25 protein-coding genes are annotated in these 23,634 nt (G+C 64.2%); 13 read left to right on the top strand and 12 right to left on the bottom strand.

What is annotated here, in order from left to right:
- Positions 1-5 precede the first annotated feature (5 nt).
- On the top strand, positions 6-1,214 hold the full coding sequence (locus ACIPZ5_RS14055) for a hypothetical protein (protein ID WP_400809235.1): 1,209 nt from the start codon (positions 6-8) through the stop codon (positions 1,212-1,214).
- Between the two features lie 115 nt (positions 1,215-1,329).
- Here ACIPZ5_RS14055 and ACIPZ5_RS14050 read toward each other — a convergent pair whose 3' ends face one another.
- The 3 genes from ACIPZ5_RS14050 to ACIPZ5_RS14040 all read right to left on the bottom strand — a co-directional run bounded on the left by ACIPZ5_RS14050 (position 1,330) and on the right by ACIPZ5_RS14040 (position 2,956).
- A complete protein-coding gene (locus ACIPZ5_RS14050; protein ID WP_400809232.1) occupies positions 1,330-1,671 on the bottom strand; it encodes a DUF2892 domain-containing protein in 342 nt (113 codons plus the stop codon).
- 368 nt (positions 1,672-2,039) lie between these two features.
- Positions 2,040-2,510 (bottom strand): RNA methyltransferase, encoded by a 471-nt coding sequence (locus ACIPZ5_RS14045; RefSeq protein WP_085675738.1) that lies wholly within the window; start codon positions 2,508-2,510, stop codon positions 2,040-2,042.
- A 74-nt stretch (positions 2,511-2,584) separates the two neighbouring features.
- A complete protein-coding gene (locus ACIPZ5_RS14040; RefSeq protein ID WP_023381762.1) occupies positions 2,585-2,956 on the bottom strand; it encodes a YajD family HNH nuclease in 372 nt (123 codons plus the stop codon).
- Positions 2,957-3,088: 132 nt separating this feature from the next.
- Here ACIPZ5_RS14040 and ACIPZ5_RS14035 point away from each other — a divergent pair, with 132 nt between their 5' ends.
- Entirely contained in the window at positions 3,089-3,367 is a 279-nt protein-coding gene (locus tag ACIPZ5_RS14035) for a hypothetical protein (RefSeq protein ID WP_400809230.1), read from the top strand.
- A gap of 363 nt (positions 3,368-3,730) precedes the next feature.
- Here ACIPZ5_RS14035 and ACIPZ5_RS14030 read toward each other — a convergent pair whose 3' ends face one another.
- Positions 3,731-5,773, bottom strand: a complete 2,043-nt coding sequence (locus tag ACIPZ5_RS14030; RefSeq protein ID WP_400809228.1) for a S9 family peptidase — start codon at positions 5,771-5,773, stop codon at positions 3,731-3,733.
- A gap of 91 nt (positions 5,774-5,864) precedes the next feature.
- Here ACIPZ5_RS14030 and ACIPZ5_RS14025 point away from each other — a divergent pair, with 91 nt between their 5' ends.
- The 3 genes from ACIPZ5_RS14025 to ACIPZ5_RS14015 are packed head-to-tail and all read left to right on the top strand — an operon-like array spanning position 5,865 to position 7,687.
- On the top strand, positions 5,865-6,365 hold the full coding sequence (locus ACIPZ5_RS14025; protein WP_400809225.1) for an MFS transporter: 501 nt from the start codon (positions 5,865-5,867) through the stop codon (positions 6,363-6,365).
- A gap of 14 nt (positions 6,366-6,379) precedes the next feature.
- Positions 6,380-7,153 (top strand): class II glutamine amidotransferase, encoded by a 774-nt coding sequence (locus tag ACIPZ5_RS14020; RefSeq protein WP_343599148.1) that lies wholly within the window; start codon positions 6,380-6,382, stop codon positions 7,151-7,153.
- A 9-nt stretch (positions 7,154-7,162) separates the two neighbouring features.
- Entirely contained in the window at positions 7,163-7,687 is a 525-nt protein-coding gene (locus tag ACIPZ5_RS14015) for a DUF2937 family protein (RefSeq protein ID WP_343599150.1), read from the top strand.
- Between the two features lie 134 nt (positions 7,688-7,821).
- On the opposite strand, the gene ACIPZ5_RS14010 is transcribed toward ACIPZ5_RS14015, so the two are convergent.
- Positions 7,822-8,733 (bottom strand): LysR family transcriptional regulator, encoded by a 912-nt coding sequence (locus tag ACIPZ5_RS14010; RefSeq protein WP_313713120.1) that lies wholly within the window; start codon positions 8,731-8,733, stop codon positions 7,822-7,824.
- 129 nt (positions 8,734-8,862) lie between these two features.
- On the opposite strand from ACIPZ5_RS14010, the gene ACIPZ5_RS14005 reads away from it, so the two are divergent.
- Genes ACIPZ5_RS14005 through ACIPZ5_RS13990 form a run of 4 tightly spaced genes read left to right on the top strand, consistent with a single transcriptional unit; the run spans position 8,863 to position 12,535 of the window.
- Positions 8,863-10,149: an MFS transporter gene (locus ACIPZ5_RS14005; protein WP_027918667.1), complete on the top strand. Its 1,287-nt coding sequence runs from the start codon at positions 8,863-8,865 to the stop codon at positions 10,147-10,149.
- Positions 10,150-10,158: 9 nt separating this feature from the next.
- Positions 10,159-10,938, top strand: a complete 780-nt coding sequence (locus ACIPZ5_RS14000; protein WP_085675746.1) for a 5-oxoprolinase subunit PxpA — start codon at positions 10,159-10,161, stop codon at positions 10,936-10,938.
- The gene (pxpB, locus tag ACIPZ5_RS13995; protein ID WP_343599154.1) at positions 10,935-11,621 is read left to right on the top strand and encodes a 5-oxoprolinase subunit PxpB; all 687 of its coding nucleotides are present in this window, start codon (positions 10,935-10,937) and stop codon (positions 11,619-11,621) included. Before ACIPZ5_RS14000 ends, pxpB begins: the two co-directional genes overlap by 4 nt.
- Positions 11,618-12,535: a biotin-dependent carboxyltransferase family protein gene (locus ACIPZ5_RS13990; protein ID WP_400809220.1), complete on the top strand. Its 918-nt coding sequence runs from the start codon at positions 11,618-11,620 to the stop codon at positions 12,533-12,535. Before pxpB ends, ACIPZ5_RS13990 begins: the two co-directional genes overlap by 4 nt.
- 160 nt (positions 12,536-12,695) lie before the next feature.
- On the opposite strand, the gene ACIPZ5_RS13985 is transcribed toward ACIPZ5_RS13990, so the two are convergent.
- The 3 genes from ACIPZ5_RS13985 to ACIPZ5_RS13975 all read right to left on the bottom strand — a co-directional run bounded on the left by ACIPZ5_RS13985 (position 12,696) and on the right by ACIPZ5_RS13975 (position 16,034).
- Entirely contained in the window at positions 12,696-13,874 is a 1,179-nt protein-coding gene (locus tag ACIPZ5_RS13985; protein ID WP_343599158.1) for a VWA domain-containing protein, read from the bottom strand.
- 13 nt (positions 13,875-13,887) lie between these two features.
- The gene (locus tag ACIPZ5_RS13980) at positions 13,888-14,733 is read right to left on the bottom strand and encodes a MoxR family ATPase (protein WP_023629931.1); all 846 of its coding nucleotides are present in this window, start codon (positions 14,731-14,733) and stop codon (positions 13,888-13,890) included.
- A 227-nt stretch (positions 14,734-14,960) separates the two neighbouring features.
- Positions 14,961-16,034 (bottom strand): DUF748 domain-containing protein, encoded by a 1,074-nt coding sequence (locus ACIPZ5_RS13975; protein WP_261943066.1) that lies wholly within the window; start codon positions 16,032-16,034, stop codon positions 14,961-14,963.
- A 134-nt stretch (positions 16,035-16,168) separates the two neighbouring features.
- Here ACIPZ5_RS13975 and cysK point away from each other — a divergent pair, with 134 nt between their 5' ends.
- From cysK to ACIPZ5_RS13955, 4 genes are all read left to right on the top strand, one after another.
- Positions 16,169-17,143, top strand: a complete 975-nt coding sequence (gene cysK / locus ACIPZ5_RS13970) for a cysteine synthase A (protein WP_261943067.1) — start codon at positions 16,169-16,171, stop codon at positions 17,141-17,143.
- Between the two features lie 172 nt (positions 17,144-17,315).
- Positions 17,316-18,251, top strand: a complete 936-nt coding sequence (locus tag ACIPZ5_RS13965) for an aspartyl/asparaginyl beta-hydroxylase domain-containing protein (RefSeq protein WP_343599164.1) — start codon at positions 17,316-17,318, stop codon at positions 18,249-18,251.
- 165 nt (positions 18,252-18,416) lie between these two features.
- Positions 18,417-18,581 (top strand): hypothetical protein, encoded by a 165-nt coding sequence (locus ACIPZ5_RS13960; RefSeq protein ID WP_177408485.1) that lies wholly within the window; start codon positions 18,417-18,419, stop codon positions 18,579-18,581.
- A gap of 116 nt (positions 18,582-18,697) precedes the next feature.
- The gene (locus ACIPZ5_RS13955) at positions 18,698-19,579 is read left to right on the top strand and encodes a DMT family transporter (RefSeq protein WP_343599166.1); all 882 of its coding nucleotides are present in this window, start codon (positions 18,698-18,700) and stop codon (positions 19,577-19,579) included.
- Between the two features lie 3 nt (positions 19,580-19,582).
- Here the strand turns inward: ACIPZ5_RS13955 and ACIPZ5_RS13950 are convergent, their stop codons facing one another.
- The 4 genes from ACIPZ5_RS13950 to ACIPZ5_RS13935 form a co-directional block, all read right to left on the bottom strand.
- Positions 19,583-20,041, bottom strand: coding sequence for a DUF4265 domain-containing protein (locus ACIPZ5_RS13950; protein WP_400809213.1), 459 nt, complete (start codon positions 20,039-20,041; stop codon positions 19,583-19,585).
- A gap of 93 nt (positions 20,042-20,134) precedes the next feature.
- Positions 20,135-21,364 carry a hypothetical protein gene (locus ACIPZ5_RS13945; RefSeq protein ID WP_400809211.1) on the bottom strand — a complete coding sequence of 410 codons (1,230 nt, stop codon included), beginning with the start codon at positions 21,362-21,364 and terminating at the stop codon, positions 20,135-20,137.
- Between the two features lie 248 nt (positions 21,365-21,612).
- The gene (locus ACIPZ5_RS13940) at positions 21,613-22,572 is read right to left on the bottom strand and encodes a PDR/VanB family oxidoreductase (RefSeq protein WP_400809209.1); all 960 of its coding nucleotides are present in this window, start codon (positions 22,570-22,572) and stop codon (positions 21,613-21,615) included.
- 8 nt (positions 22,573-22,580) lie between these two features.
- The gene (locus tag ACIPZ5_RS13935; RefSeq protein WP_343599174.1) at positions 22,581-23,615 is read right to left on the bottom strand and encodes an aromatic ring-hydroxylating dioxygenase subunit alpha; all 1,035 of its coding nucleotides are present in this window, start codon (positions 23,613-23,615) and stop codon (positions 22,581-22,583) included.
- Between the last annotated feature and the right edge of the window lie 19 nt (positions 23,616-23,634).

The raw sequence follows: 23,634 nt of genomic DNA, 5'->3' as shown, positions 1-23,634 counted from the left end.
TCGGTATGCGTTGCCAGTGGTTGTTGCTCCTCGGCCTTGTGGCCTGTTTGCCGGCCTGGGCGAAAAAAGTCGACCTTGATTACCAGGTGCGCCTGTTGCCTGCCAACGGCCAGGCCGAAGTGCGCCTGACCTTGGCTGAAGGCAGTGCCGTGCGCAGCCTGGATTTCGACCTGGGCAAGGTAGGCGCCTACAGTGGCTTCCAGGCCGATGGCCAATGGCAGCAGCAGGGCGAACGCGGCGTATGGCACCCGGCGACGGGCAAGACCAGCCTCAGCTACCGGGTCAAGCTGGACCAGAAACTGCGCAGCGGTGCCTACTCCACACGCATCACCCCGCACTGGGCGCTGTTCCTGGGGGATCAGCTGGTTCCGCCGGCACGTCTTGATCAGCAGGACGGTACCGAGTTGGTGGCACGTTTGACTGTCGACTTGCCTGAAGGCTGGAAGAGCATCGAAACGTCCTGGCCACGCATCGGCAAGGACAAGTTCCGTATCGACAACGTCTCTCGCCTGTTCGACCGCCCGACCGGCTGGATGCTTGCGGGCGATCTTGGCAGCCGCCGTGCCCGCCTCGGCGAGACCGACATTACCGTGGCCGCGCCCGTGGGGCAGGGCATGCGGCGGATGGATAGCCTGACCCTGCTGACCTTCGTCTGGCCGCAACTGCAGGCAGTGTTCCCGCGCAACCCGGCCAAACTGCTGCTGGTGGGCGCCCGTGATGGCATGTGGCGTGGGTCAACGGCGGCGGACGCTTCGATCTACCTGCACAGCAGCCGGCCGATGGTCAGCGAGAATGGCAGCAGCCCGCTGTTGCGCGAGCTGGTGCAGCTGTTTGCGCAGATTCGTGTACGCGACAACAGCGACTGGCTGGGGCAGGGCCTGACCGAGTACTACGCCACCGAGTTGCTGCGCCGTGCTGGAGGCATCAGCGACGACCGCTACGAGGTGTGGCAGGCGCGCCTGCAGAAGCTGGGCGGCAAGGTCACCCAGCTGCGCGCCGAGCACGCCAGCCCGGCGCAGGTGGCCCGAGGGGTGATGTTGTTGCAGGCGCTGGACAAGGAGATCCGCATCCATACCCAGGCCAAGCGCTCGCTGGACGACGTGACCCGGGCGCTGATGCGCCTGCCCAGCGTGAGTACCGAAGAGTTCGTGCAGATCAGCGAGAACGTGTTGGGGCGCCAGTCCGACGTACTGCAGAGCAAGGCCCTGCGCTAGCCTGGCGGTTCGACGCCTCGATAAACCCGCTCCCACAAGGCTACGGTGACCCTGTGGGAGCGGGTTTATCGAGGCGTCGAACCGCCGCGAAGAGGCCAGTACAGGCAGAGCAGAATCAACTGCCGGTCAATGGGTCCTTCCCGGTCACCGTCACCCCGCGGGTAGCCGCCTCGGCGCTGGCCCTGAGTACCTCCAGCTCCGCCGCACTGCGCTGTATGTCCGAACGCAAGCGGTGGTACTCCTGGCGATGCTTGAGCCACCAGGCCTTGGTCGAGCAATGCCCGCTGATCCCGCGGGCCACCGCCAGGCCGCCTGCCACCATCTGCAACAGGCCGATCAGGCCGCCGCGGCGCAGCCCCTTGCTGAACATCAGCGCCCCACCGGCCAGTGAGCCGACGCGTTCCAGGCCATGGACATTGTGCTCCCGCGACCCCGGGGTGGAATGGATATCGAGCATGGCAAGTCCTCCTTGTGGAATGTAAGCAGCTGACCCGTTGCCTGGCGTGGCCGTTCAGTCGGTATGTCGAGCGGTCCATTTTTGCCGGTAGGGTTCTGCCATGCGGTTTTGCCTGGGGCGAGGTCTGGTCTGCTCAACTGCTTGGCATCGGCAGGCAACTGAAGCGGGCTGACGCAGGATCAACCTGGCCTCGCCGCCTGGGCGCAGCGGTCGGCAAGTCGCGTTTCGAGCAGGTCAAGTCGCACCTGGAATACGCTGCCGAGCAGAAACTCAGCATTGTTCAGGGGTGAGATCGAGCAAGACCGGTGCTGTTCTGACGGAGCTCAGCACCTGGCCGTCCTTGTACCTTGGGTGCAAGGACGGCCTTTTTATTTGAACTTGGGGCCCGAACGGGTATTCAGCCCCTTGGCCATGCGGTCATACAGCACCACGTTCACCGTCGCAGCCAGGTTCATGCAGCCTTCGGTGGGGATATAGATGGTTTCCTCGCACCAGCCGCGCACGTCCTCGCTCAACGAGCCATCCTCGGGCCCGAAGATATAGATCGCCCGGTCCGGGTGAGTGTATTCAGGCAGCGGCCGCGCGCCGTCGACCAGCTCCACCGCCACTGGCGTGCAACCCAGGGGAATGATGCGTTGCAGGTCGTCGATGCCGATCAGCGGAATGTCGTAGTGCACCCGCTTGGTGTCGGTGACGAAGTCACGTGCGCGCTCATAGCGCTTGCCGGTGTAGAACACCGAGTTGACGCCGTAGCAACCCGCTGCGCGCATCACCGAACCGACGTTCTCCGCAGACTTGGGGTTGAACAGGCCGATGCAGCTGTACCGTTTGTTTGCCACGTGCCGGGGCCCTTCGCGAAAAAAAGAGCGCGATTATACGGGCTTGCCGGCAGCAGCGGGTGTTGCAGTGACAGTCAGTCCTTTTTCAGCATGCCCGCCAGCCCGGCGAACGGGTTGTGGGTGGCCTTGGCGATGCTCGGGGTGCTGGTCGAGCCTTCGCTGAAGTACTGCTGGTCGGTGTAGCGCGAGTGCTCGTTGTCGTGGCAGTACAGGCACAGCAGCTCCCAGTTGGAGCCGTCCTGCGGGTTGTTGTCGTGGTTGTGGTCACGGTGGTGCACGGTCAGCTCGCTCAGGCGCTTGCCAGAGAACTCGCGGGCGCAGCGGCCGCACACGTGCGGGTACATTTTCAGGGCTTTGTCGCGGTAGCCCATCTCCTTGTCGCGCTTGGCGTCGGCGAGGATGCGGTCGAGGCGGGCGGTGGCGGCGGAGGTGGAAGCCGAACTCATGGAGTTTCCTTTGTTCTGATCAGGCAGATGACGGTTATGCCATTGAGTCTAGCGCGCTTGCGGGGCAGGCGGACAGGCGAAAACTTCAATATCGGCGTAGCCTGTAGAGAGGTTCCCGACAGGAGGTTGCTGATGTACCACGCGATCCTCGCCGCGCTGCTTGTAGCCGCCGTGCCCCTGGCCGACGCGGCGGGCACGCCACCTCGGCTGAACACCCCGGTACCCGGTGCACCCGGCACGCCGACGCCCACGCCTTACCCGCAGATTACCCCGAGCACGCCGCCCAAGGCCTACGACAGTACACCGGGCGCGCCGCTGCTGCCGCCGATGCCGGTGCCAGGGCCGCCGAAGGACCAGGATTTGCCTGGTTTGCGCCAGGAAACTGCGAAGCCGCCGGCGCAGGATGATTAGGGTGAAGGTATGTCAGGAGATGGTGTGAGGGCGTCCATGTGCCTGCCACAACATTTGCAGCGCCTGTGAGATCGAGCGCCGCCCGCGCGGCGCTTCGCGGGGCAAGCCCGCTCCCACAGTCTGTTTCGGGCCAGTTACTCCTGTGAAATCTCCACTGTCCGCCTTGTTTGTTCCATTCGACATCGAAGGTATCGCAGAGGCCACACACAATTATCTAGTCATGCACCATGGCAGGCGCCGGTACTTGCACAGGACAGATTGGCCCGAAACAGACTGTGGGAGCGGGCTTGCCCCGCGAAGCGCCGCGCGGGCGGCGCTCGGTCTCACAGGCGCAGAAAACCTAACGGCGAACGCTTCCAGCCCTCACATCACCCCCAACTCCCCAAACACGAACGCATACTCCAGCGCCACATCGCGCAGCCCCTGGTACCGCCCGCTCATCCCACCATGCCCGGCGCCCATTTCGGTCTTGAGCAGCAGCAGGTTGTCGTCGGTCTTGCGCGTGCGCAAACGGGCCACCCACTTGGCTGCCTCCCAGTACTGCACGCGGCTGTCGTTGTAGCCGGCGACCACCAGCATCGCCGGGTACGCCTGGGCGCTGACATTCTCATAGGGCGCATAGGCCTTGATGCGTGCGTATACCTCGGGCTCCTCGGGGTTGCCCCACTCGTCGTACTCGGTGACGGTCAGCGGCAGCTCGGGGTCGAGCATGGTGTTGAGCACGTCGACGAACGGGACCTCGGCGATGGCGCAGCGGAACAGTTCAGGGCGCAGGTTGAGCACCGCGCCTATCAGCAGGCCGCCGGCGCTGCCGCCGCTGATGGCCAGGCGCTCTGGCGCGGTCACACCCTGGGCGATCAGGTGCTCGGCGCAGGCGATGAAGTCGCTGAAGGTGTTGTGCTTGTGTTCCTGCTTGCCGGCGCGGTACCAGGCTTCACCCAGCTCGCCACCGCCGCGCACATGGGCAATGGCGAAGGCCACGCCGCGTTGCAGCAGGCTCAGGCGGGCGTGGGAGAACCACGGGTCGAGGCTTTCACCGTAGGCGCCGTAACCGTAAAGGTAGAGCGGCACGGTCTTGTTCAGGTCTTCGCGACGGCGCACCAGGCTGATCGGCACCTGGGTGCCGTCCGGCGCAGTGGCCCAGAGGCGCTGGCTGACGTAGTCGTCGGCGTCGAACTGGCCGAGCACCGGGGTCTGCTTGAGGACTTCCTGGGCGCCTGTGGCCAGCTCCAGCTGGCGAACCTGGGCCGGGCGGTTGAGTGCTTCGTAGCGCAGGCGCACGCGGCGGCTGGCGAACTCCAGGCTGTCCTGCACGTACAGGCTGTAGGCCGCATCGGGCAATTCGACCCGGTAAGGCGCCAGCCCTTGCGGGCGTACTTCGATGATCGGCAGGCCGCCTTCACGCAGGCTCAGGGTCAGCGCGTCGGCATTCAGGCTCAGGCCTTCGAGCATGATGTCGTCGCGGTGCGGCACCAGCACTTGCCACTGGTCGCGGCTTGGCACCGGGGTAACCGGGGCGTGGTACAGGGCGAAGTTGATGCCATGCTGGTTGCTACGGATGAACCAGCGCCACTGGCCATCGAGTAGGCCGTGGTCAGGGAAATACTCGTGGCCTTCGACCCGTGCCGCCAGGCAGGTGAACGCCGCCTGTGGCGTTTCGGCGTCGAGCACCCAGGCCTCGCTGGTGGTCTTGCTGTTGAGCAGCAGCACCAGTTGGCGCTCGGAACTGGTGCGGTAGCAGTGCAGGAAGAAACGGCCGTCGGCCTCTTCGAACACGGTGCTGGCGTCAGCCTCGCCCAGGGTGAAACGGCGCAGGCGCCACGGGCGGTGGGTATCGTCCAGCTCGGCGAAGAACAGCGTCTGGCTGTCGTTGGCCCAGGTCATGCTGCCGTCGCAGTCCTCGAAGGGCAGGGTGGTCAGGTTGCCGTTGCTCAGGTCCTTGACGTACAGGGTGTAGATCTCGTCGCCGCTGGTGTCGAGGCTGTAGGCCAGCAGGCGGTGGTCGGGGCTGACATTGAACGTGCCCAGCGACAGGAACCCGCCGTTGGCCAGGATGTTGGGGTCGAGCAGCAGTTGTTCCTGGCTTTCATCGACCGTGTTGGAGTCGTCCGCCGGGCGCGGGCAGCGGTAGTGGCGCGGGTACTCGTCGCCTGCGGTGGTGCGGGTGTAGTAAAGATATGGGCCCCAAGGCGAGGGCAGCGACAGGTCGGTTTCGAGGATGCGGCCCTTGATCTCTTCGAACAGCTGCTCGCGCAGCGGCGCCTGCTCGGCCAGGCAGGCCTCCTGATAGGCGTTTTCCGCCTGCAGGTAATCGAGCACTTGCGGGGTGTCGCGCTGTTGCAGCCAGGCATAGGGATCGGTGGCCTGGTCCTGGCGGGCAATGGGGGGCTGGGGCTTGGTTGGCATCGGGGATCTCTTGACCGGGACAGGGAGACGCTGTCTGCGCCCTGAAAAGTGTTTATCATAGGCATCTCTTTGCCTGGCTTGCACGAACACCATGATCGAGAACGACTACACCTTCGCCTGGGGCCTCTACGCTGTCGCCGCGCTGGGCTGCCTGCTGGTGGGCTTCAAACTCACCGGCTGGATGTGGCGCTGGCTGCGTGAACCCCTGCGGGTGATCCTGGCGGTGCTGCTGCTGACGCCGACCATCGTCGACCCGGTCAAGGACAGCTTCGCCCCGGCGATCGCCATCACCGCCCTGGACCTGGCCTTCAAGGTCGGCAACAACGCCTGGCGGGCTATTTCCGATTTCGCCATGTACGGCATGATCGCCTTCGCCTTGTACCTCGTCTTCGTGCTGATCCGCTGGCCGCTGGAAAAGCGCGCCCGCGAGCGCCGTGCGCAGGCCGAAGCCGCCGCCCAGCGCCGTGCGGTCGAGGACAATGCCGTCATGGCTGGTGCGCCAATGGCTGCCGAGCGCCATGACCGTTACCGCGACGACCTGCCCCCTGCCGCACCGAGCGGCGGCCGTGGCCGGGTCGAGCCACGCCTGTAAGCGGAGACACCACCATGTGTGAACTGCTGGGCATGAGTGCCAACGTCCCCACCGACATCGTCTTCAGCTTCACCGGCCTGATGCAGCGTGGCGGGCGCACCGGCCCGCACCGCGACGGCTGGGGCATCGGTTTTTACGAGGGGCGCGGCCTGCGCCTGTTCCAGGACCCGGCTGCGAGCAGCGAGTCGGAAGTTGCCAACCTGGTGCAGCGCTATCCGATCAAGAGCGAAGTGGTGATCGGCCATATTCGCCAGGCCAACGTCGGCCGCGTGTGCCTGTCCAACACGCACCCGTTCGTCCGCGAAATGTGGGGCCGCAACTGGTGCTTCGCGCACAACGGCCAGCTCGGCGACTTCAAGGGTGAAGCGACGTTCTATAGGCCGGTGGGCGATACCGACAGCGAGGCAGCCTTCTGCGACTTGCTCAACCGCATCCGCGCGGCTTTCCCCGAGCCGGTCGAGGTCAAACAGCTGCTGCCGGTGCTGGTCGAGGCCTGTGCCGGGTATCGCAGCAAGGGCGTGTTCAATTGCCTGCTCAGCGACGGCGACTGGCTGTTCTGCTTCTGCTCGACCAAGCTGGTTCACATTACCCGGCGTGCGCCGTTTGGTGCTGCCCGCTTGAAGGATGTCGACCTGATCGTCGATTTTCACACCGAAACCACCCCCAATGACGTGGTCACGGTCATCGCCACCGAGGCCTTGACCGAGAACGAGACCTGGCGGCGCTACGAGCCAGGCCAATGGGGCCTGTGGCGGCACGGCGAGTGCGTTGCACAAGGCCAGAGCTAAGGACGCTGCATGTTCAGAAGTTACCTGCGGTTGCTGCTGTTCACCTTCGGCCTGTTGGCCGGTATCCAGGTGCCTGGGCTGGTCAAGGACTACAGCCAGCGGGCCGAGGCGCACCTGTTCGAATCGCGCCAGGCGCTGGATGGTTTCAAGCAGACAGCCGAGCGCTTCTTCAATGGCGATCTGCAGGCCCTGGTGCGGCATTACCGGACCAGTGACGACCCGGTGTTCCTCAGCGATGCCAACAGCATCGAGAGCCTGCTGATTCGCAATCAGCTGCTGGAAGACGAATGGCAGGCGCTGCAAGGGTCGTGGGTGAGCCGCACCTGGCATGTGCTGGTGCAGCCGGATCCACAGCTGCGCGAAGAGACGCTCAAGGGCTACAGCTACCAGATCCTGTTGGTGCCTGAGGCGATTGGCTGGGGCGTCGGGGCCGGCTTTATCCTGGCCTTCGTGGTCGAGAGCCTGTTGCTCGGGATCGGCTGGGTGATCCTTGGCGGGCGGCGGCGTGGAGCGGTGAAAGAGAGCTGGCGCTGATTCCTCTGGTGTCTGTACTGGCCTCTTCGCGGGTAAACCCGCTCCCACAGGGTGATCGCCACCCTTGAGGCCTGTGCCGTACCTGTGGGAGCGGGTTTACCCGCGAAAGGGCCGGCATTGGAGACGTAGAACTGTCAGACCAGCACTATCCGCTGCCCGCCCACATCCCGCGCATACCGCTCCAGCACCTGCCGGCACACGCCAACTACCTCGTCCACCAACGCCACCCCGGTCTGCCAGGCCACCACCAGCTCCAGGCTCGGAGGTGGCTGCAAGCCTTCCAGCAGCACCAGCTCACCGCGGCTCAACTCTGCATCCACCAACGCCGGTGGCAAGGCGCCAATGCCGAAACCATCACGCAGCAGCCGGGTAATCGCTGCCACCGAGTTCACGCAGTTCAACCGCGGCGCCTCTGCCCCGGCACCCTGCAACAGGCTGAGCACCTCCTGGTGCGGCCGCGAGTTCTTCGAGAAGGTGACAATCCGCTCGCGGCCCAACTCGGCCAGCGAGGCGAAGTCGCGGTGGTACACGGAACCGGCCGCCACCACCCAGCCCATGGGGTAGCGCGCCAGGTCCTGGCTGCGGATCGATTGTTCGCGCAGCAGGTCGGTCTGCAGGATCACGTCCAGGAACCCCTTCTGCAGCTGCTCGCGCAGGTTCAGCGCGGTGTCGGCGACCAGTTCGATCTCCACCTGCGGGTAACGCTCGGTCAGCTCTGCCACCAGTGCGCTCATCCAGGTGTGGATCACTGTGTCCATCACCCCGACGCGAATGCGCCCGACCTTGGCCCGGTCGCTGTCCAGCGATTGCTTCATGGCCTTGGCCGTGTCGAGCATGCGTTCGGCGTACTCCAGCACTTTGCTGCCCTCCGGCGTCAGGCTGACACCGCGGGAGTCGCGCAGCAGCAGTTTCACCCCAAGGTCGGCCTCCAGCGCGGCAATGCGGCTGGACACCGAGGCCTGGGTGGTGAACAGCTTCTCTGCGGTGAGGCGGAAGCTCTTGAGCCGGGCGACCCAGACGAAGGTTTCGAGGAAGCGAAGGTTCATGATCAGTTTTTCTTGTTCCAGACCGGCGGTTTTTCTCGTTGGACTCAGGCGGCACGGGCTCTGAACATGGCACTCAGGCCGCGACGCCCGACGTCGCCCATAAAACAATACCAACAAGCCGAGGCAAGCATGAACCCAAGCGGCGTGCAGCAGCAGGTGCAATCCCCTCCTTCGACCGGGCCGTTCGCCTGGTACCGCGACATCGACCAACAGCAACGGCGCACATTCTGGAGCTGCAAGATCGGCTATGGCCTGGACGGCATGGACACCCAGATGCTCAGCTTCGTCATCCCGACGCTGATCATGCTGTGGGGCATCAGCACTGCCGAAGCCGGGCTGATCCATACCAGCACGCTGATCGCCTCGGCCGTCGGTGGCTGGGTCGCCGGCATCCTCTCCGACCGCATTGGCCGTGTGCGTACCCTGCAGCTGACGGTGCTGTGGTTCGCCTTCTTCACCTTCCTCTGCGGCTTTGCCCAGAACTATGAACAACTGTTGATCGCCCGCACCCTCATGGGCTTCGGTTTCGGTGGTGAATGGACCGCCGGCGCGGTGCTGATCGGCGAGGTCATCCGTGCCCAGGACCGCGGCAAGGCGGTGGGCATGGTGCAGTCGGGCTGGGCCATCGGCTGGGGCCTGACGGCGATCCTGTATGCGCTGCTGTTCTCCTGGTTGCCGCCGGAGCAAGCCTGGCGCGCGCTGTTCCTGCTCGGCCTGGTGCCGGCGATCTTCGTGATCTTCGTCCGCCGGCTGGTCAAGGACCCGGAGGTGTATCGCCAGGCCAAGGCCGGGGAAAGCGCCGAAGCGCCGTCGCATTTCTACGAGATTTTCGCCCCCGGCATGCTCTGGACCACCGTGCGCGCCTCGTTGCTGACCACCGGTGCGCTGGGTGGCTACTACGCCATCACCTCGTGGCTGCCGACCTTCCTCAAGAACGAGCGCGGCCTGAGCGTGCTCGGCACTGGCGGCTACCTGGCCATGGTGATCATCGGTTCGTACATCGGCTATGTGGTCAGCGCGTACCTGTCCGACCTGCTGGGGCGCAAGAAGAACTTCATCCTGTTCGCCGTGGGCTCGTTCATCATCGTGCTGTTGTACACGCAGATGCCGGTCAGCGATGGCGTGATGCTGTGGCTCGGTTTCCCGCTGGGTTTCTTCGCCTCGGGCATCTTCAGCGGCATGGGCGCGTTCCTTACCGAACTGTTCCCGACCCGGGTACGTGGCTCGGGGCAGGGCTTCTGCTACAACATCGGCAAGGTCATCGCCGCCCTGTTCCCGCTGCTGATCGGCCTGCTCGGCGAGAAGATCCCCCTGGGCCTGGGCATCGGCGTGTTCTCGGCGGTGTCCTATGGCGTGGTGATCGTGGCGGCGCTGAGCCTGCCGGAAACACGCGGCAAACAACTTCAGGCGCGCTAAGGTAGGCCTATGAACATCGACACGGGAGCACGTCAGGTGAAACCCCTGCTACTCAATTGCGACATGGGCGAGAGTTACGGCAGCTGGCGCATGGGCCTGGATGCCGAGGTAATGCCCTATATCGACTGCGCCAACATCGCCTGCGGCTACCACGCCGGTGACCCGAGCATCATGCGCCGCACGGTGGCCATGGCGCTGGAGCACGGCGTGACCATCGGTGCGCACCCGGCCTATCCGGACCTGGTCGGCTTCGGCCGCCGCTCCATGGCCTGCAGCCCTGAAGAGATCCGCGACCTGCTGCATTACCAGATCGGCGCCCTGGATGGCATCTGCAAGGTACTCGGCGGCCGTGTGGCCTATGTGAAGCCCCACGGCGCGTTGTACAACGACATGATGGCCGACCCGCTCAAGCTGCGCACCGTGCTGGAAGCCGTGGCGGCCTATGGCAGCGGCCTGCCGCTGATGCTCATGGCCACTGCCGACAACAGTGCGGCCCAGGCCCTGGGCGATGAAATCGGCGTGCCGCTGTGGTTCGAGGCTTTCGCCGACCGCGCCTACACCGCCAGCGGCCACCTGGTCTCGCGGCGCCTGCCAGGCGCGGTGCACCATGACCCGGCGCGGGTTGTCGAACAGGCCCTGCGCCTGGCCCGTGGCGAAACCCTGGTAGCGGATGATGGCAGCGCGCTGAAGCTGGCAGCCAGCACTGTCTGCGTGCATGGCGACAACGACAGTTCGGTGGCGGCCGTGCGGCAGATCCGCCAGGCCCTTGATGCGCTGGAGGCGCGATGAAGCTGCGTATCGAAGTCGTGGCCATCGATAGCCTGATGGTGCGCCTGTTCGACCGCATCGACGAAGCCAACATGCCGTGGATGCTCGCCGCCAGCCAGCGCCTGAGTGCGGCGTTCGGCGTGCATCTGGTGGATCTGGTGCCGTCCTACACCACGCTGATGTTGCAGTCTGACCTGCCGCCAGGCGAGGCGAGGGCGCTGATCGGCCAGGCGCTGGATGGCTTGCAGCCGGATACTGGCAGCGCTGGGCGGCGCCATGAAATCCCGGTGTGGTACGACGCCAGCGTCGGCCCGGAACTGCCCGTGCTGGCGGCGCGCAGCGGGCTGAGCGAAGCCGAGGTGATCCGCCTGCACAGCGAACGCGACTACCCGGTGTTCGCGCTTGGCTTCGCCCCCGGCTTCGGCTTCATGGGGCTGGTCGACGAGCGCCTGGCCAGCCCGCGCCTGAGTACCCCGCGCAAGCGCGTGGCAGCGGGCAGTGTCGGTATCGCCGAACGCCAGACGGCGGCTTACCCGGCGATGTCGCCAGGTGGCTGGAACCTGATCGGGCGCACCCCGGTGCGCCTTTTCGATCGCCAACGTGAGGGCTACAGCCTGCTGCAGCCGGGCGACCGGGTGCGCTTCGTGGCGGTGTCGCGGGCCGAGTTCGTGGCCTTGGGCGGTGATGTGGAGGTGCAGGCATGAAGCAGTTGAAGATCGAGGCCAGCACCGCATTGTGCCAGTTGCAGGACGCCGGGCGCTTTGGCGTGCGCCACCTGGGTGTGACCCAGGGCGGGGCGCTGGACTGGGTGGCGATGCATTGGGCCAACTGGCTGCTGGGTAACCCGCTGGGGGCGCCAGTGGTCGAGGTGGCACTGGGTGGTTTTACCTTGGTGGCCGAGCAGGATTGCGTACTGGCGCTGGCCGGGGCAGACCTGGAGGCACGGGTGGATGATCAGCCACTGCTGCCATGGCGCAGCTTCAGCTTGGCCAAAGGGCAGCGCTTGACCCTGAAGCAGCCAAAGCAAGGTGTGCGGGCGTATCTGGCAGCGCCGGGCGGGTTTCTCGGTGAACATGTGCTGGGCAGCTGCGCCACGGTCGTGCGCGAGGAGCTGGGGGGTATCGATGGGCGAGGCAAGGCACTTGAGAAAGGTCAGAGCCTGACGTTTGTTGGCGATTCACCGGCCCTGCGCGAGGTGCCTGCGACCTTGCGTCCGAGCTATGCGCAAAAACCTGTGCTCGACCTGGTGATAGGCGCGCAGATCGGTGACTTCAGCGGGACCAGCCTGTTCGAGGCGTTCAACCGTGACTGGGCGCTGGACAGCCGCGCCGATCGCATGGGCATCCGCCTGCTGGGGCCGCAGCTGGTGTACCAGGGCGCGCCGATGATTTCCGAAGGGATCCCGCTGGGCGCGGTGCAGGTACCGCCGGACGGGCAGCCGATCGTGTTGCTCAATGATCGGCAGACCATCGGCGGCTATCCGCGGCTGGGGGCGTTGACGCCGTTGGCGTTGGCGCAGCTGGCGCAGTGCATGCCAGGGGCGCTGGTGCGGTTCAGGGCGGTAGTGCAGGAAGAGGCCTGGCGCGAGCTGCAGGCATTCCTGGACCGTTTGTTGTAAGGCTACCGGCCCTTTCGCGGGACAAGCCCGCTCCCACAGGCTTACTGACAGCCCAAGGAAGTCACTGTTCCTGTGCTTCCCCAGGGTTACTCAGAGCTCAGGCAAATCAGTATTCCCGTGGGAGCGGGCTTGTCCCGCGAAGAGGCCAGTGCAAGCAATATCACTTGGACAGGTAACGCATCCCGTCCTCCAACCCCTGCAAGGTCAGCGGGTACATCTTGTCCTCGATCAGGTCCCGCACCAGGTGGGTCGATGCGGTGTAGTCCCAGGCCTGCTTGGGATACGGGTTGATCCAGATGATCTTCCTGAACTTCTCCTTGAAGCGCTGCATCCACACATACCCGGCCTCTTCGTTCCAGTGCTCGACACTGCCGCCTGGCTGGGTGATCTCGTACGGCGCCATCGCCGCATCGCCGACGAACACCACCTTGTAGTCATCGCCGTACTTGTGCAGCAGGTCAAAGGTGGAGAAGCGCTCCGAGGTGCGGCGCAGGTTGTTCTTCCACACCGATTCGTACACGAAGTTGTGGAAGTAGTAGTACTCCAGGTGCTTGAACTCGGTCTTGCAGGCCGAAAACAGTTCTTCGCAGACCTTGATGTGGGCGTCCATCGAGCCGCCGATGTCGAACAGCAACAGCAACTTCACCGTGTTGCGCCGCTCCGGGCGCATCTGGATGTTCAGCAGCCCGGCGTCACGCGCCGTGTGGTCGATGGTGCCGTCGATGTCCAGCTCTTCGGCGGCGCCTTCGCGGGCGAACTTGCGCAGGCGGCGCAGGGCCAGCTTGATGTTGCGCGTGCCCAGTTCGACCTGGTCGTCGAGGTTCTTGTACTCGCGCTGGTCCCAGACCTTGACCGCCTTGCCCTGGCGCTTGCCGGCCTCGCCGACGCGAATGCCTTCGGGATTGAAACCACCCGAGCCAAACGGGCTGGTGCCACCGGTGCCGATCCACTTGTTGCCGCCAGCGTGGCGTTCTTTCTGCTCTTCAAGGCGCTTCTTGAATTCCTCGATGAGCTTGTCCAGGCCGCCCAGGGACTGGATCTGTGCCCGTTCTTCGTCGCTCAGCGAACGCTCGAACTCCTTGCGCAGCCATTCATCGGGAATCAGCGCCTCGATGTGCTGGTCGAGGTTTTCCAGGCCCTTGAAGTAGGCGGCGAAGGCGCGGTCGAACTTGTCGAAGTGGCGCTCGTCCTTCACCAGGATGGCGCGGGCCAGGTAGTAGAACGCGTCCATGTCGGCGAACACCACGCCTTTTTGCAGGGCGTGGTGCAGGTCGAGCAGTTCGCGCACCGAAACCGGCACCTTGGCCGCGCGCATTTCATTGAACAGGTTGAGCAGCATGGCCCGGCTCCTGTCAGCGGTTGCCGCGCCGGCTCATGAAAGCCAGGCGCTCGAGCAGTGTCACGTCCTGCTCGTTCTTTACCAGGGCACCTGCCAGCGGCGGGATGGCCTTGGTCGGGTCGCGTTCGCGCAGCACGGCTTCGCCGATGTTGTCGGCCATCAGCAGCTTGAGCCAGTCGACCAGTTCGGAGGTGGAGGGCTTTTTCTTCAGGCCCGGCACCTTGCGCACGTCGAAGAACACGTCCAGTGCCTCGCTGACCAGCGACTGGCTGATGTTCGGGTAGTGCACATCGACGATCTGCTGCAGGGTGGCGCGGTCGGGGAAGGCGATGTAGTGGAAGAAGCAGCGGCGCAGGAAGGCGTCGGGCAGCTCTTTTTCATTGTTGGAGGTGATGATGATGATCGGGCGCTGCTTGGCCTTGATGGTCTCGTCGATTTCGTAGACGTAGAACTCCATCTTGTCGAGTTCCTGCAGCAGGTCGTTGGGGAACTCGATGTCGGCCTTGTCGATCTCGTCGATCAGCAGGATCACCCGCTCGTCGGCCTCGAAGGCCTCCCACAGCTTGCCTTTCTTCAGGTAGTTGCGTACGTCGTGGACCTTGTCCACGCCCAGCTGCGAATCGCGCAGGCGGCTGACTGCGTCGTACTCGTAGAGGCCCTGGTGGGCCTTGGTGGTGGACTTGATATGCCAGGTGATCAGGCGCGCGCCGAACGAGGCGGCGAGCTGCTCGGCGAGCATGGTCTTGCCGGTGCCAGGCTCGCCCTTGACCAGCAGCGGGCGTTCGAGGGTGATGGCCGCGTTGACCGCCAGTTTCAGGTCGTCTGTGGCAACGTAGTCGCGGGTGCCTTCGAACTTCATGGTTTATTCCTCTGCGGGGTGCCTGTGCCGGCCTCTTCGCGGGCAAGCCCGCTCCCACAGGTACTCCACAGATTCAAGCCTGTGGTGGTCCTGTGGGAGCGGGCTTGCCCGCGAAGAGGCCAGTACAGACAACACATGTTTGTGATTTGCCACCGACTATAACGCGGGCCTCTGCAGCTGGAAACGCAGACCGGGTATTCAGTCCCTGAATGGCCCGTCACGCCAGTTCAGTCGGACTTGGGTGGTGGCTGCTCGTAGCGTGCATTGAATGCCTGGATGAAGCCGTTGCGCAGAATCTGCAGAAACGCTTCGAAACCGCTGATGTTCTGTTGGTGCACGCTGCCGCTGAGCTCCACGCGGGTGGCGAACTGGTTTTTCGGCTGGTTCTTCAGCACTGTCTCGCTGGCCCCCACCAGCGCCTCCCAGATCGAGCGGAAGAGGTTCTTGTTCTTGTTCTCCACGTCCTGCTGCCAGTCGAATACGTCGACATCGCGCAATAACGGCTTGATGTAGCCATGCAGCCGGCCTTCCTCGGCCTGGGCTTCGATGACCAGGTCGCCGTGCCCGGCATTGAAATCGAACTTGCCATAGGCGCTGGCGAAGTCATTGAGCCGGCGCAATTCGATGCCAGTGGCGCGCAACCGGAACTCGAAATCATCGAAGTCGCTGAACGGGTCAAAGGTGGCGCGGCTTTCCACCTTGGCGTCTGAGGCTATCAGCGCAGTCCCGTCGAAACTTGCATCGCGTCGGCCTTTTTCGTCGCGCACATTGGTCAGGTTGCGGATATCGGCGTTCAGTTGCGTGGCTTTGAGGTCGACCGGTGGCTTGGAGTTGAAATTGCGAAAGGTCAACGTGCCGTTGTCGACGTGCACTTCGTTGAGGGTGATCGGCAGGAGCTTGTCCAGCTGCTGGCGCCAGTCGGTGCCCTGGCCAGTCTGCGAGGCCTGCTTGCTGCCGCCGTCGACGAAGTTGAGTACGGGGCGGGTGAACGCCACCTTGGCCACCACGGCCTTGTCATGGATCAGCGAATGCCAGCTCACCGACAGGTCGATCAACGGTGCTTCAAGGAACGGAACCGGCACCTTGCCGGTAGATTTGACGATTTTCAGGCCGTTGATCTGGTAGGCGCCGCGCCACCAGGCCAAGTCGACATCGGCCACCTGGCCGCGGTACTCGCCCATGTGGGCAAGCTTGTCGTTCAGGTAATCGCGCACCAGGTAGGGCAGGGCCAGCTGCAAGGCCACCAGTAGCACGATCAGGCTGGCCAGGCCGATCAGCGGCCAGCGATAGCGAGCTTTCATCGCGAGGCTCTCCGCGGCGGGTTGCACGGTTGACCGCAAGCAAAGCCTGGGAGTTCGAACAGGCTTTACTGGCCACCGGGGCAGGCTTACCCTTTAAGTCTTTCCTGTTGTTTCTCATGTTCAAGGACCCTGCCATGAGCCGTATCTTTGCCGACAACGCCCACTCCATCGGCAACACGCCGCTGGTGCAGATCAACCGCATCGCCCCGCGTGGGGTGACCATCCTGGCCAAGATCGAAGGGCGCAACCCGGGCTACTCGGTCAAGTGCCGGATCGGCGCGAACATGGTCTGGGACGCCGAGAGCAGCGGCAAACTCAAGCCGGGCATGACCATCGTCGAGCCGACTTCGGGCAACACCGGTATCGGCCTGGCGTTCGTCGCCGCCGCCCGTGGCTACAAGCTGATCCTGACCATGCCGGCTTCGATGAGCCTGGAGCGCCGCAAGGTGCTCAAGGCACTGGGGGCGGAGCTGGTGCTGACCGAGCCGGCCAAGGGCATGAAGGGCGCCATCGAGAAGGCCAATGAAATCGTCGCCTCCGACCCTGCTCGGTATTTCCAGCCGGGGCAGTTCGAGAACCCGGCCAACCCGGCCATCCACGAAAAGACCACCGGGCCAGAGATCTGGAACGACACCGACGGCGCGGTCGACGTGCTGGTTGCCGGCGTTGGCACCGGCGGCACCATTACCGGCGTGTCGCGCTACATCAAGCACACCCAGGGCAAGGCGATCCTGTCGGTGGCGGTCGAACCGGTGGCTTCGCCGCTGATCAGCCAGACCCTGGCCGGTGAAGAACTCAAGCCCAGCCCGCACAAGATCCAGGGCATTGGCGCCGGTTTCGTGCCGAAAAACCTCGACCTGTCGATCGTCGACCAGGTCGAGACCGTGACCGACGAAGAATCCAAGGCCATGGCCATTCGCCTGATGCAGGAAGAAGGCATCCTCTGCGGCATTTCCTGTGGCGCGGCCATGGCAGCCGCGGTGCGCCTGGCCGAAAAGCCGGAAATGCAAGGTAAGACCATCGTCGTAATCCTGCCTGACTCGGGCGAGCGTTATCTGTCCAGCATGCTGTTCAGCGACCTGTTCAGCGAGCAGGAAAACCAGCAGTAATCAGCCTTGCCGCTGATCCGGCGCAACATTCGGCGGCCTGGTTTATTGCAAAATCTTCATGAGAGAGATCCTGCCCTGGTTGTTTTTACCGGGGCGGGATGGGTTTATGATGGCCGGATGATTTTTCTGGGAGCAGGCAGCGCTGGCCTGCGTCCCATCCAAGGAGTGTTGCATGACCTTTTCCTTCCTCGCCAAGGCAGGTGTGCTGCTGGTGTTCTTCGGCAGCGTGCTCTACGTGCACCTGCGCGGCAAGGCGCGCCTGCCGGTACTGCGCCAGTTCGTCAACCATTCGGCGCTGTTTGCCCCTTATAACAGCCTGATGTACCTGTTCTCCGGCGTGCCGTCCAAGCCTTACCTGGACCGCCAGCGCTTCCCCGAGCTGGACGTGCTCAAGGACAACTGGCAGGTGATCCGCGAGGAGGCCATGCGCCTGTTCGACGAGGGCTACATCCGTGCCGCCGAAAAGGACAACGACGCCGGCTTCGGCTCGTTCTTCAAGAAAGGCTGGAAGCGCTTCTACCTGAAGTGGTACGACAAGCCGCTGCCGTCTGCCGAAGCCCTGTGCCCGAAAACCGTCGAGCTGGTCAGCAGCATTCCCAACGTCAAGGGTGCGATGTTCGCCCTGCTGCCCGGTGGCAGCCACCTGAACCCGCACCGCGACCCGTTTGCCGGCTCGCTGCGCTACCACCTGGGCCTGTCGACCCCCAACTCCGATGCCTGCCGCATCTACGTCGATGGTGAGGAATACGCCTGGCGTGATGGCGAGGACGTGATGTTCGACGAGACATATGTGCACTGGGTCAAGAACGAGACCGACATGACCCGGGTGATCCTGTTCTGCGACATCGAACGCCCGCTCAGCAGCTCGCTGATGACCCGCATCAACCGCAAGGTCAGTGCTTTCCTCGGCCGCGCCACCGCGCCGCAGAACACCGATGACGAGCGTGTGGGCGGCATCAACCAGGCGTATGCCTGGAGCAAGCGCTTCAGCAACAAGATCAGCACCCGCGTGAAGCAGTTCAAGCGCGCAAACCCCAAGGCCTACCGCATCTTGCGGCCGGTGCTGGCGGTGGTGGTGGCTTACGTGCTGTACCGCTGGTTGTTCTGATAGCAGGCCCGGCCTCTTCGCGGGCAAGCCCGCTCCCACAGGTACTGCACTGGTCTCAGGGTCTGTGGGAGCGGGCTTGCCCGCGAAGAGGCCGGAACAGGCTATTGCCCAACCCAGGATTCACCGCTATATTCCGAAACACTTCTCTTCCCTGAAGACCCGATCATGCCAGCCATCCCTTCCACCACAAGCTTTGCCATCGCGCCAGTCGCGGGCATGGTCGTGCGTGGCAGCCAGCAGCCGGCCATGATCAGTCACTACCCACCACCACCTGTCAGTGGCGTCGTAGGCGGCGTAGCTCCGCCTCCTTGCGTGGTCGTGCTGGGCTGATCGGCTTCCGGCCGCATCCCTACGCACTCGCAACCTACTGAACACGGTCGGCACCTTCCCTCGCTGAAGTTCACGCCCGCCGTCTGGCTTTTTTGCCTTATATCAGGTGGCAATACATGTCTGTCTTCAACAAAGCATCCGTGGCCTCGGCGGCCACCACCAGCCTGTTCGTCCTGCTCTGGAGCAGTGGCGCGATCGTTTCCAAACTCGGCCTCGCTCATGCCAGCCCCTTCGCCTTCCTGCTGCTGCGTTCGGCGCTGGCCCTGAGCGGCCTGCTGCTGATCGGCCCGTGGCTCGGCCTGCGCTGGCCGCGCAGCAGGGGGGCGATCCTGCGTGCCCTGGGTACTGGCTGCGTGCTGCTCGGCGCCTACCAGATCTTCTACCTGCTGGCACTCAACACCCACGTCACCCCCGGCGTGATGGCCACGGTGATGGGCGTGCAACCGATCCTCACCGTGGTGCTGATGGAGCGCCAGCGCTCCTGGAGCCGCCTGTTCGGCCTGGGCCTGGGGCTTGGCGGGCTGGTGATGGTGGTCTACCAGGGCATCAACCTCGGCGGGGTCTCGTTGCTCGGCATGCTGTTCGCCCTGCTGGCGCTGGCCAGCATGACCTTCGGTTCGATCCTGCAGAAGCGCATCACCGACAACCCCATGGGCACGCTGCCGTTGCAGTACATCGCTGGCTTCGCCATGTGTGCGTTGTTCGCGCCGCTGCAACCGTTGCAGGTGCAATGGACGGGCGGCTTTGTCGGCGCGCTGCTGTGGATGGGGCTGGTGGTGTCGTTGCTGGCCACGTTGCTGCTGTACCGGCTGATCGCCAAGGGCAACCTGGTCAATGTCACCAGCCTGTTCTACCTGGTGCCGGCAGTGACCGCGGTGATGGACTTGCTGATCTTCGGCAACCGCTTGGCACCGCTGAGCCTGCTGGGCATGGGGCTGATCGTGGTCGGCCTGTTGTTCGTGTTCCGCAAGCCGGCTACGCGACTGGCCGAGGCGTAGGCCCTAGCGGAACTCTTCGGGGATGGTGTGGCGCAACACACCTTCCTCGAAGTCCAGGATGCCGGCTTCGCGCTGGGTCAGCAGGTAATAGAGCAAGGTGTCGAGGGTACGCGATGGCGGCACTTCGACGGCCAGCATCCGTACGGCCGGTTCGGCGTGGCATGGGCAGCCGAATTCTTCGAGCGCGGCACGCACGGGTTCGACCTCGGCGGCGTGCTTGACCCGAATGCGCAAGACCGAGGCGCCGCCGCTCTGTTGCAGGGCCTGGAACCAGATCTGTTCACCGTCCTGGGTGGTGCTGATGAGGTCACCGGGAGCGATGCCGTAGGCATAGAAGGGCGTACTGTCGACCTGGTAGCCGCTGGCGGTGCGCTTCGCCCAGAGGCCTTCGACCGAGGCTGGCGGGTAGCCATTGGCGTCTTGCTCCAGGCGCCAGAGCACGATCTTGTAGTCGGAGGGCATGGTCTGGGTTCAGCTGCGAAAGGCCGGCCATGGTAATGCCCTTCGTGCAGGTTGTCTGTACCGGCTTGGCCGCCGGTACAGCCATCATCCACCTCAGAAGTAATAGCCGATGTTGATATTGGTCCGGTAGTACCAGTCATTGCTGCCCAGCGAACGGGTGCTGGTCCACCCGGTGCCGTTCTCCGCCCCACCGAACGGGTTGGCGTTGCGCGCCCAGGTCAGGTCGACCCAGGCCATGATCGGCATCGCCAGGAACTGCATGCCCACCGTGAACATCTGCGAGTCGTCCCAGTCGCGCTTGTCCTTCATCATCCGGCTGTAGTCGGTATACAGCTTGACCTTCTTCAACTGCCCCAGACCCGGTGTGTACACGTCGTAACCGACGTTGAGCGCGGCGATGGTCGCCTTGGCAGCGATCAGGTAGGCCGGGGTCAGGCCGTTGCCGCCCATCAGCACGGCATCGTCGCTGACGTCGGCCGGGTTGCGTGGGTCGTATTCATAGCGGATGGCCTGGCTGGTGACAGTCCAGTTGCCGCGGTTGACCAAGGCATGCACACCCGCCGCCCAGTAGTCGCCACTGTCGTGGGTGGTAGCGTTGTACAACTCGGCGCCGGCCAGGGAGGCGCCGAGTTCGGTCTTCCAACCTTCGCCAGTGAAGGTGCGGGCGACCCGGGCGTTGACCTGGTTGCGCTTTTCGTTGTCCTGGCGCGACTGGGTGACGGCCACCGCGTTGTCGTCCAGGTCGCTGAAGCGGCCGACTTCCGGCGAGTAGCGGATGCCCGTGGGCAGCATGCGCGGGAAGTAGCCCAGCTGCAGGTCCCAGTCGCGGTCCTTGTAGCTGTATTTGAGGCCCGTGCCGGCGCTGACGCCATAACCCATGAAGAACGGGATGTGGTAGCTCCAGCCGAATTGCGGATACGGCTCCAGGCCGAATGGCTTGAACGGGGCACCCAATTGCAGGTTGGATTGCGCATCGATGCGGTAGCCGACGAAACCGCGGTCGATGGCACGTTTGCCGTCGTCCTGGAACCAGTAGCCTGCGTCGGCGAACAGTTGGCGGTGGCGGGCCTGGACGTCGAGGCGGAAGGTGTCGAAGAGCAAACGGCCGTTGTTTTCGGTGGTGTCCCAGTGCTCGTCGCGGTAATTGACCCGCAGGGCGCCGCCGATGTCCAGGCTGCTCTGGCCGTCATCGCTGCGCCAGGCGATGTGCGGGACGGGCTTGGGTGTGCTGGGCGGCTGGTCGGGGGCCGCCGGGCCGGGCTCGGCGGCCAGGGTGGTGCAACTGGAAACGAGCAGACCGAGGGTGATCAGGTATCTGTTCATGCTGTGCCCTGCAAGGTTGGGGCAGTTTTCGCAGGCAGCAGCGGGCCCTCACCGCCTTGAAGGGGTGTTTTTTGAGGGATAGCTGGCTAAACGCGAAAACTGAGGGTGGTTTTATTCTTCTGGTTTTTGTTGTGTCTGTACCGGCCTATTCGCGGGTAAACCCGCTCCCACAGGGGCACCACAGATTCTGCGTACTGCGCAGTACCTGTGGGAGCGGTTTTACCCGCGAAAGGGCCCTTACAGGCAGATCAGAGGTCGAGCACCAAACGTCGGCTCTTGCAGCCCGACACGCACACCATCATCGAGCCATTGGCCGCCCGCTCGGCCTTGGTCAGCACGCCGTCGCGGTGGTCGATATCGCCTTCCAGCACCCGTGTTTCGCACGAACCGCACACGCCCTCGCGGCAGCTGTAATCGATATCGCAACCGGCTTCGAGCAGCACGTCCAGCAGGTTAAGCCCAGGCTCGACATTGAGCGTCTTGCCGCTCTTGCTCAAGGTGACGCTGTAGCTGGCCAAGGCATCGTCGGCTGCTGCCACTTCCACTGCGCTAAAGCGCTCGATATGCGCATGCGCGTACCCCAGCTGCTCGCACACCGCCTCGAACGCATCGAGCATCGGTGTCGGCCCGCAACAGTAGAAGTGCGTGTCGCTGCTGCGGCCCGCCAGGTAATGCGCCAGGTCCGGCAGCGAGCCCTTCTCGTCGTTGAAGTGGTACAGCACCTTTGCTCCCAGTCCAGCCAATGGCTCGAGCAACGCCGCCTCGCGACGCGAGCGGGCGCAGTAGATGAGCTCGGCCGAGCGCCCCAGCGCCAGCAACTGGCGGAACATGCAGTAGATCGGCGTGATGCCGATACCGCCGGCCACCAGCACGCTGTGGCTGGCGCGGGTGTCGAGGGCGAAGTGGTTGCGCGGCTGCGAAATGGTCAGCTGCGTGCCCACCCGCAGCTGCTCGTGGACATAGCGCGAGCCACCGCGGCTGCTGCGGTCGCGCAGGATGCCGACCACGTAGCGCCCCTTATCGCTGGGCGAATTGAGCAACGAATAGCTGCGCACCAGGCCGTTGGGCAGGTGCAGGTCGATATGCGCGCCGGCCTCGAACGGGGCGAACACGGTATCGCCCCAGGGCCGCAGTTCGACGCTGATGATGCCATCGGCTTCATGGCGCAGGGTGTGTACCAGCGCGCTGACTGTGGATGCATTGGCCATCGCTCACCTCAGGGCAGTTGTTTGGCTTCGATCAGGGCCAGTTGTTCCTTGGCCTTGCCTTTCAGGTAGCGGCGCAGGCGCACCACGCCGAGGTCATGCTGGTACAGGTTTTCGCGCTGGTTGGCGTCTGCTTCCATGAACTCCAGCAGCACCCGGTCCTGCTCCAGCACTGCCCAGTGGCGTGCTTCCAGTCGGTTCTTGTAGAGGAAGCGCCAGGTATCGCGCTGCCAGCCGGTCAGTGGCCGCGCGCGCCAGTGGAATACTGCCGCCAGCGCGCGGCTGCTGGGCGTGTAACTGCCGATGATGGTGAAGTTGCCACCTGGGCCGCCGGTCTTGGGGTAGGGGATTTCCAGCCGCAGCCAGTGGCAGCCGTTGTCGAGGAACTCGGTCCAGTCGAAGTTGACACCGCGCTGGCCTTCCTTCTCGAAGAAGAAGCCCTGTTCGGTGTCGCGGGTGACGAACCTGGCAGTGGCTTCGCCCTCGCTCATCGAGTGCGACATCTTGTGCAGGTAGGTGCCGTGCATCGGGTCCATGACGTTGTCGAGCACGTAGCGATAGTCGCCTTTCCATTCGGTGTAGCAGAGGAAGCTGCTCCATTCGGGCGAGGTCAGCTGCTCGGGCAGTACCAGCTCGGGCGGCGTGTCCAGGTGTGGGTCGGTGGCGTTGAACAAAAAGATCGCCCCGGCTGCCTCGCGGGTATGGAACATCCGCGTCGGGCGGCTGCCTTCGAGCTTGCAACCCGGGCTGCCGGGCACCTTGGTGACGGTGCCGTCGCAGCGTACCTCGACACCGTGGTACGGGCACTGCAGACGATCGCCCAGCACTGGGCCCTGGGATAGCGGCGCGCCGCGGTGCGGGCAGTGGTCCTCGAGGGCGTGGACGCTGCCATCGTTGTCGCGCCACAGGGCGATCTTGTAGCCCAGGCGACGGATCGACAGCGGTCGGTCGGTCAGCAACTGCGACGGCAGTACTGGGAACCAGAGGTCTTTCAGGCCATTGGCCAGATGCTGTTCAACAGGGTCGACGGTTACGTGCATGTTCATCTTGTTCTACCTCCAGCGG

It is taken from the genome of Pseudomonas sp. NPDC089428 (genome assembly GCF_044749325.1).
GTDB lineage: Bacteria > Pseudomonadota > Gammaproteobacteria > Pseudomonadales > Pseudomonadaceae > Aquipseudomonas.
Note: the sequence above shows the minus strand (reverse complement) of the source record. Positions and strands in the feature narration are given on the sequence as shown.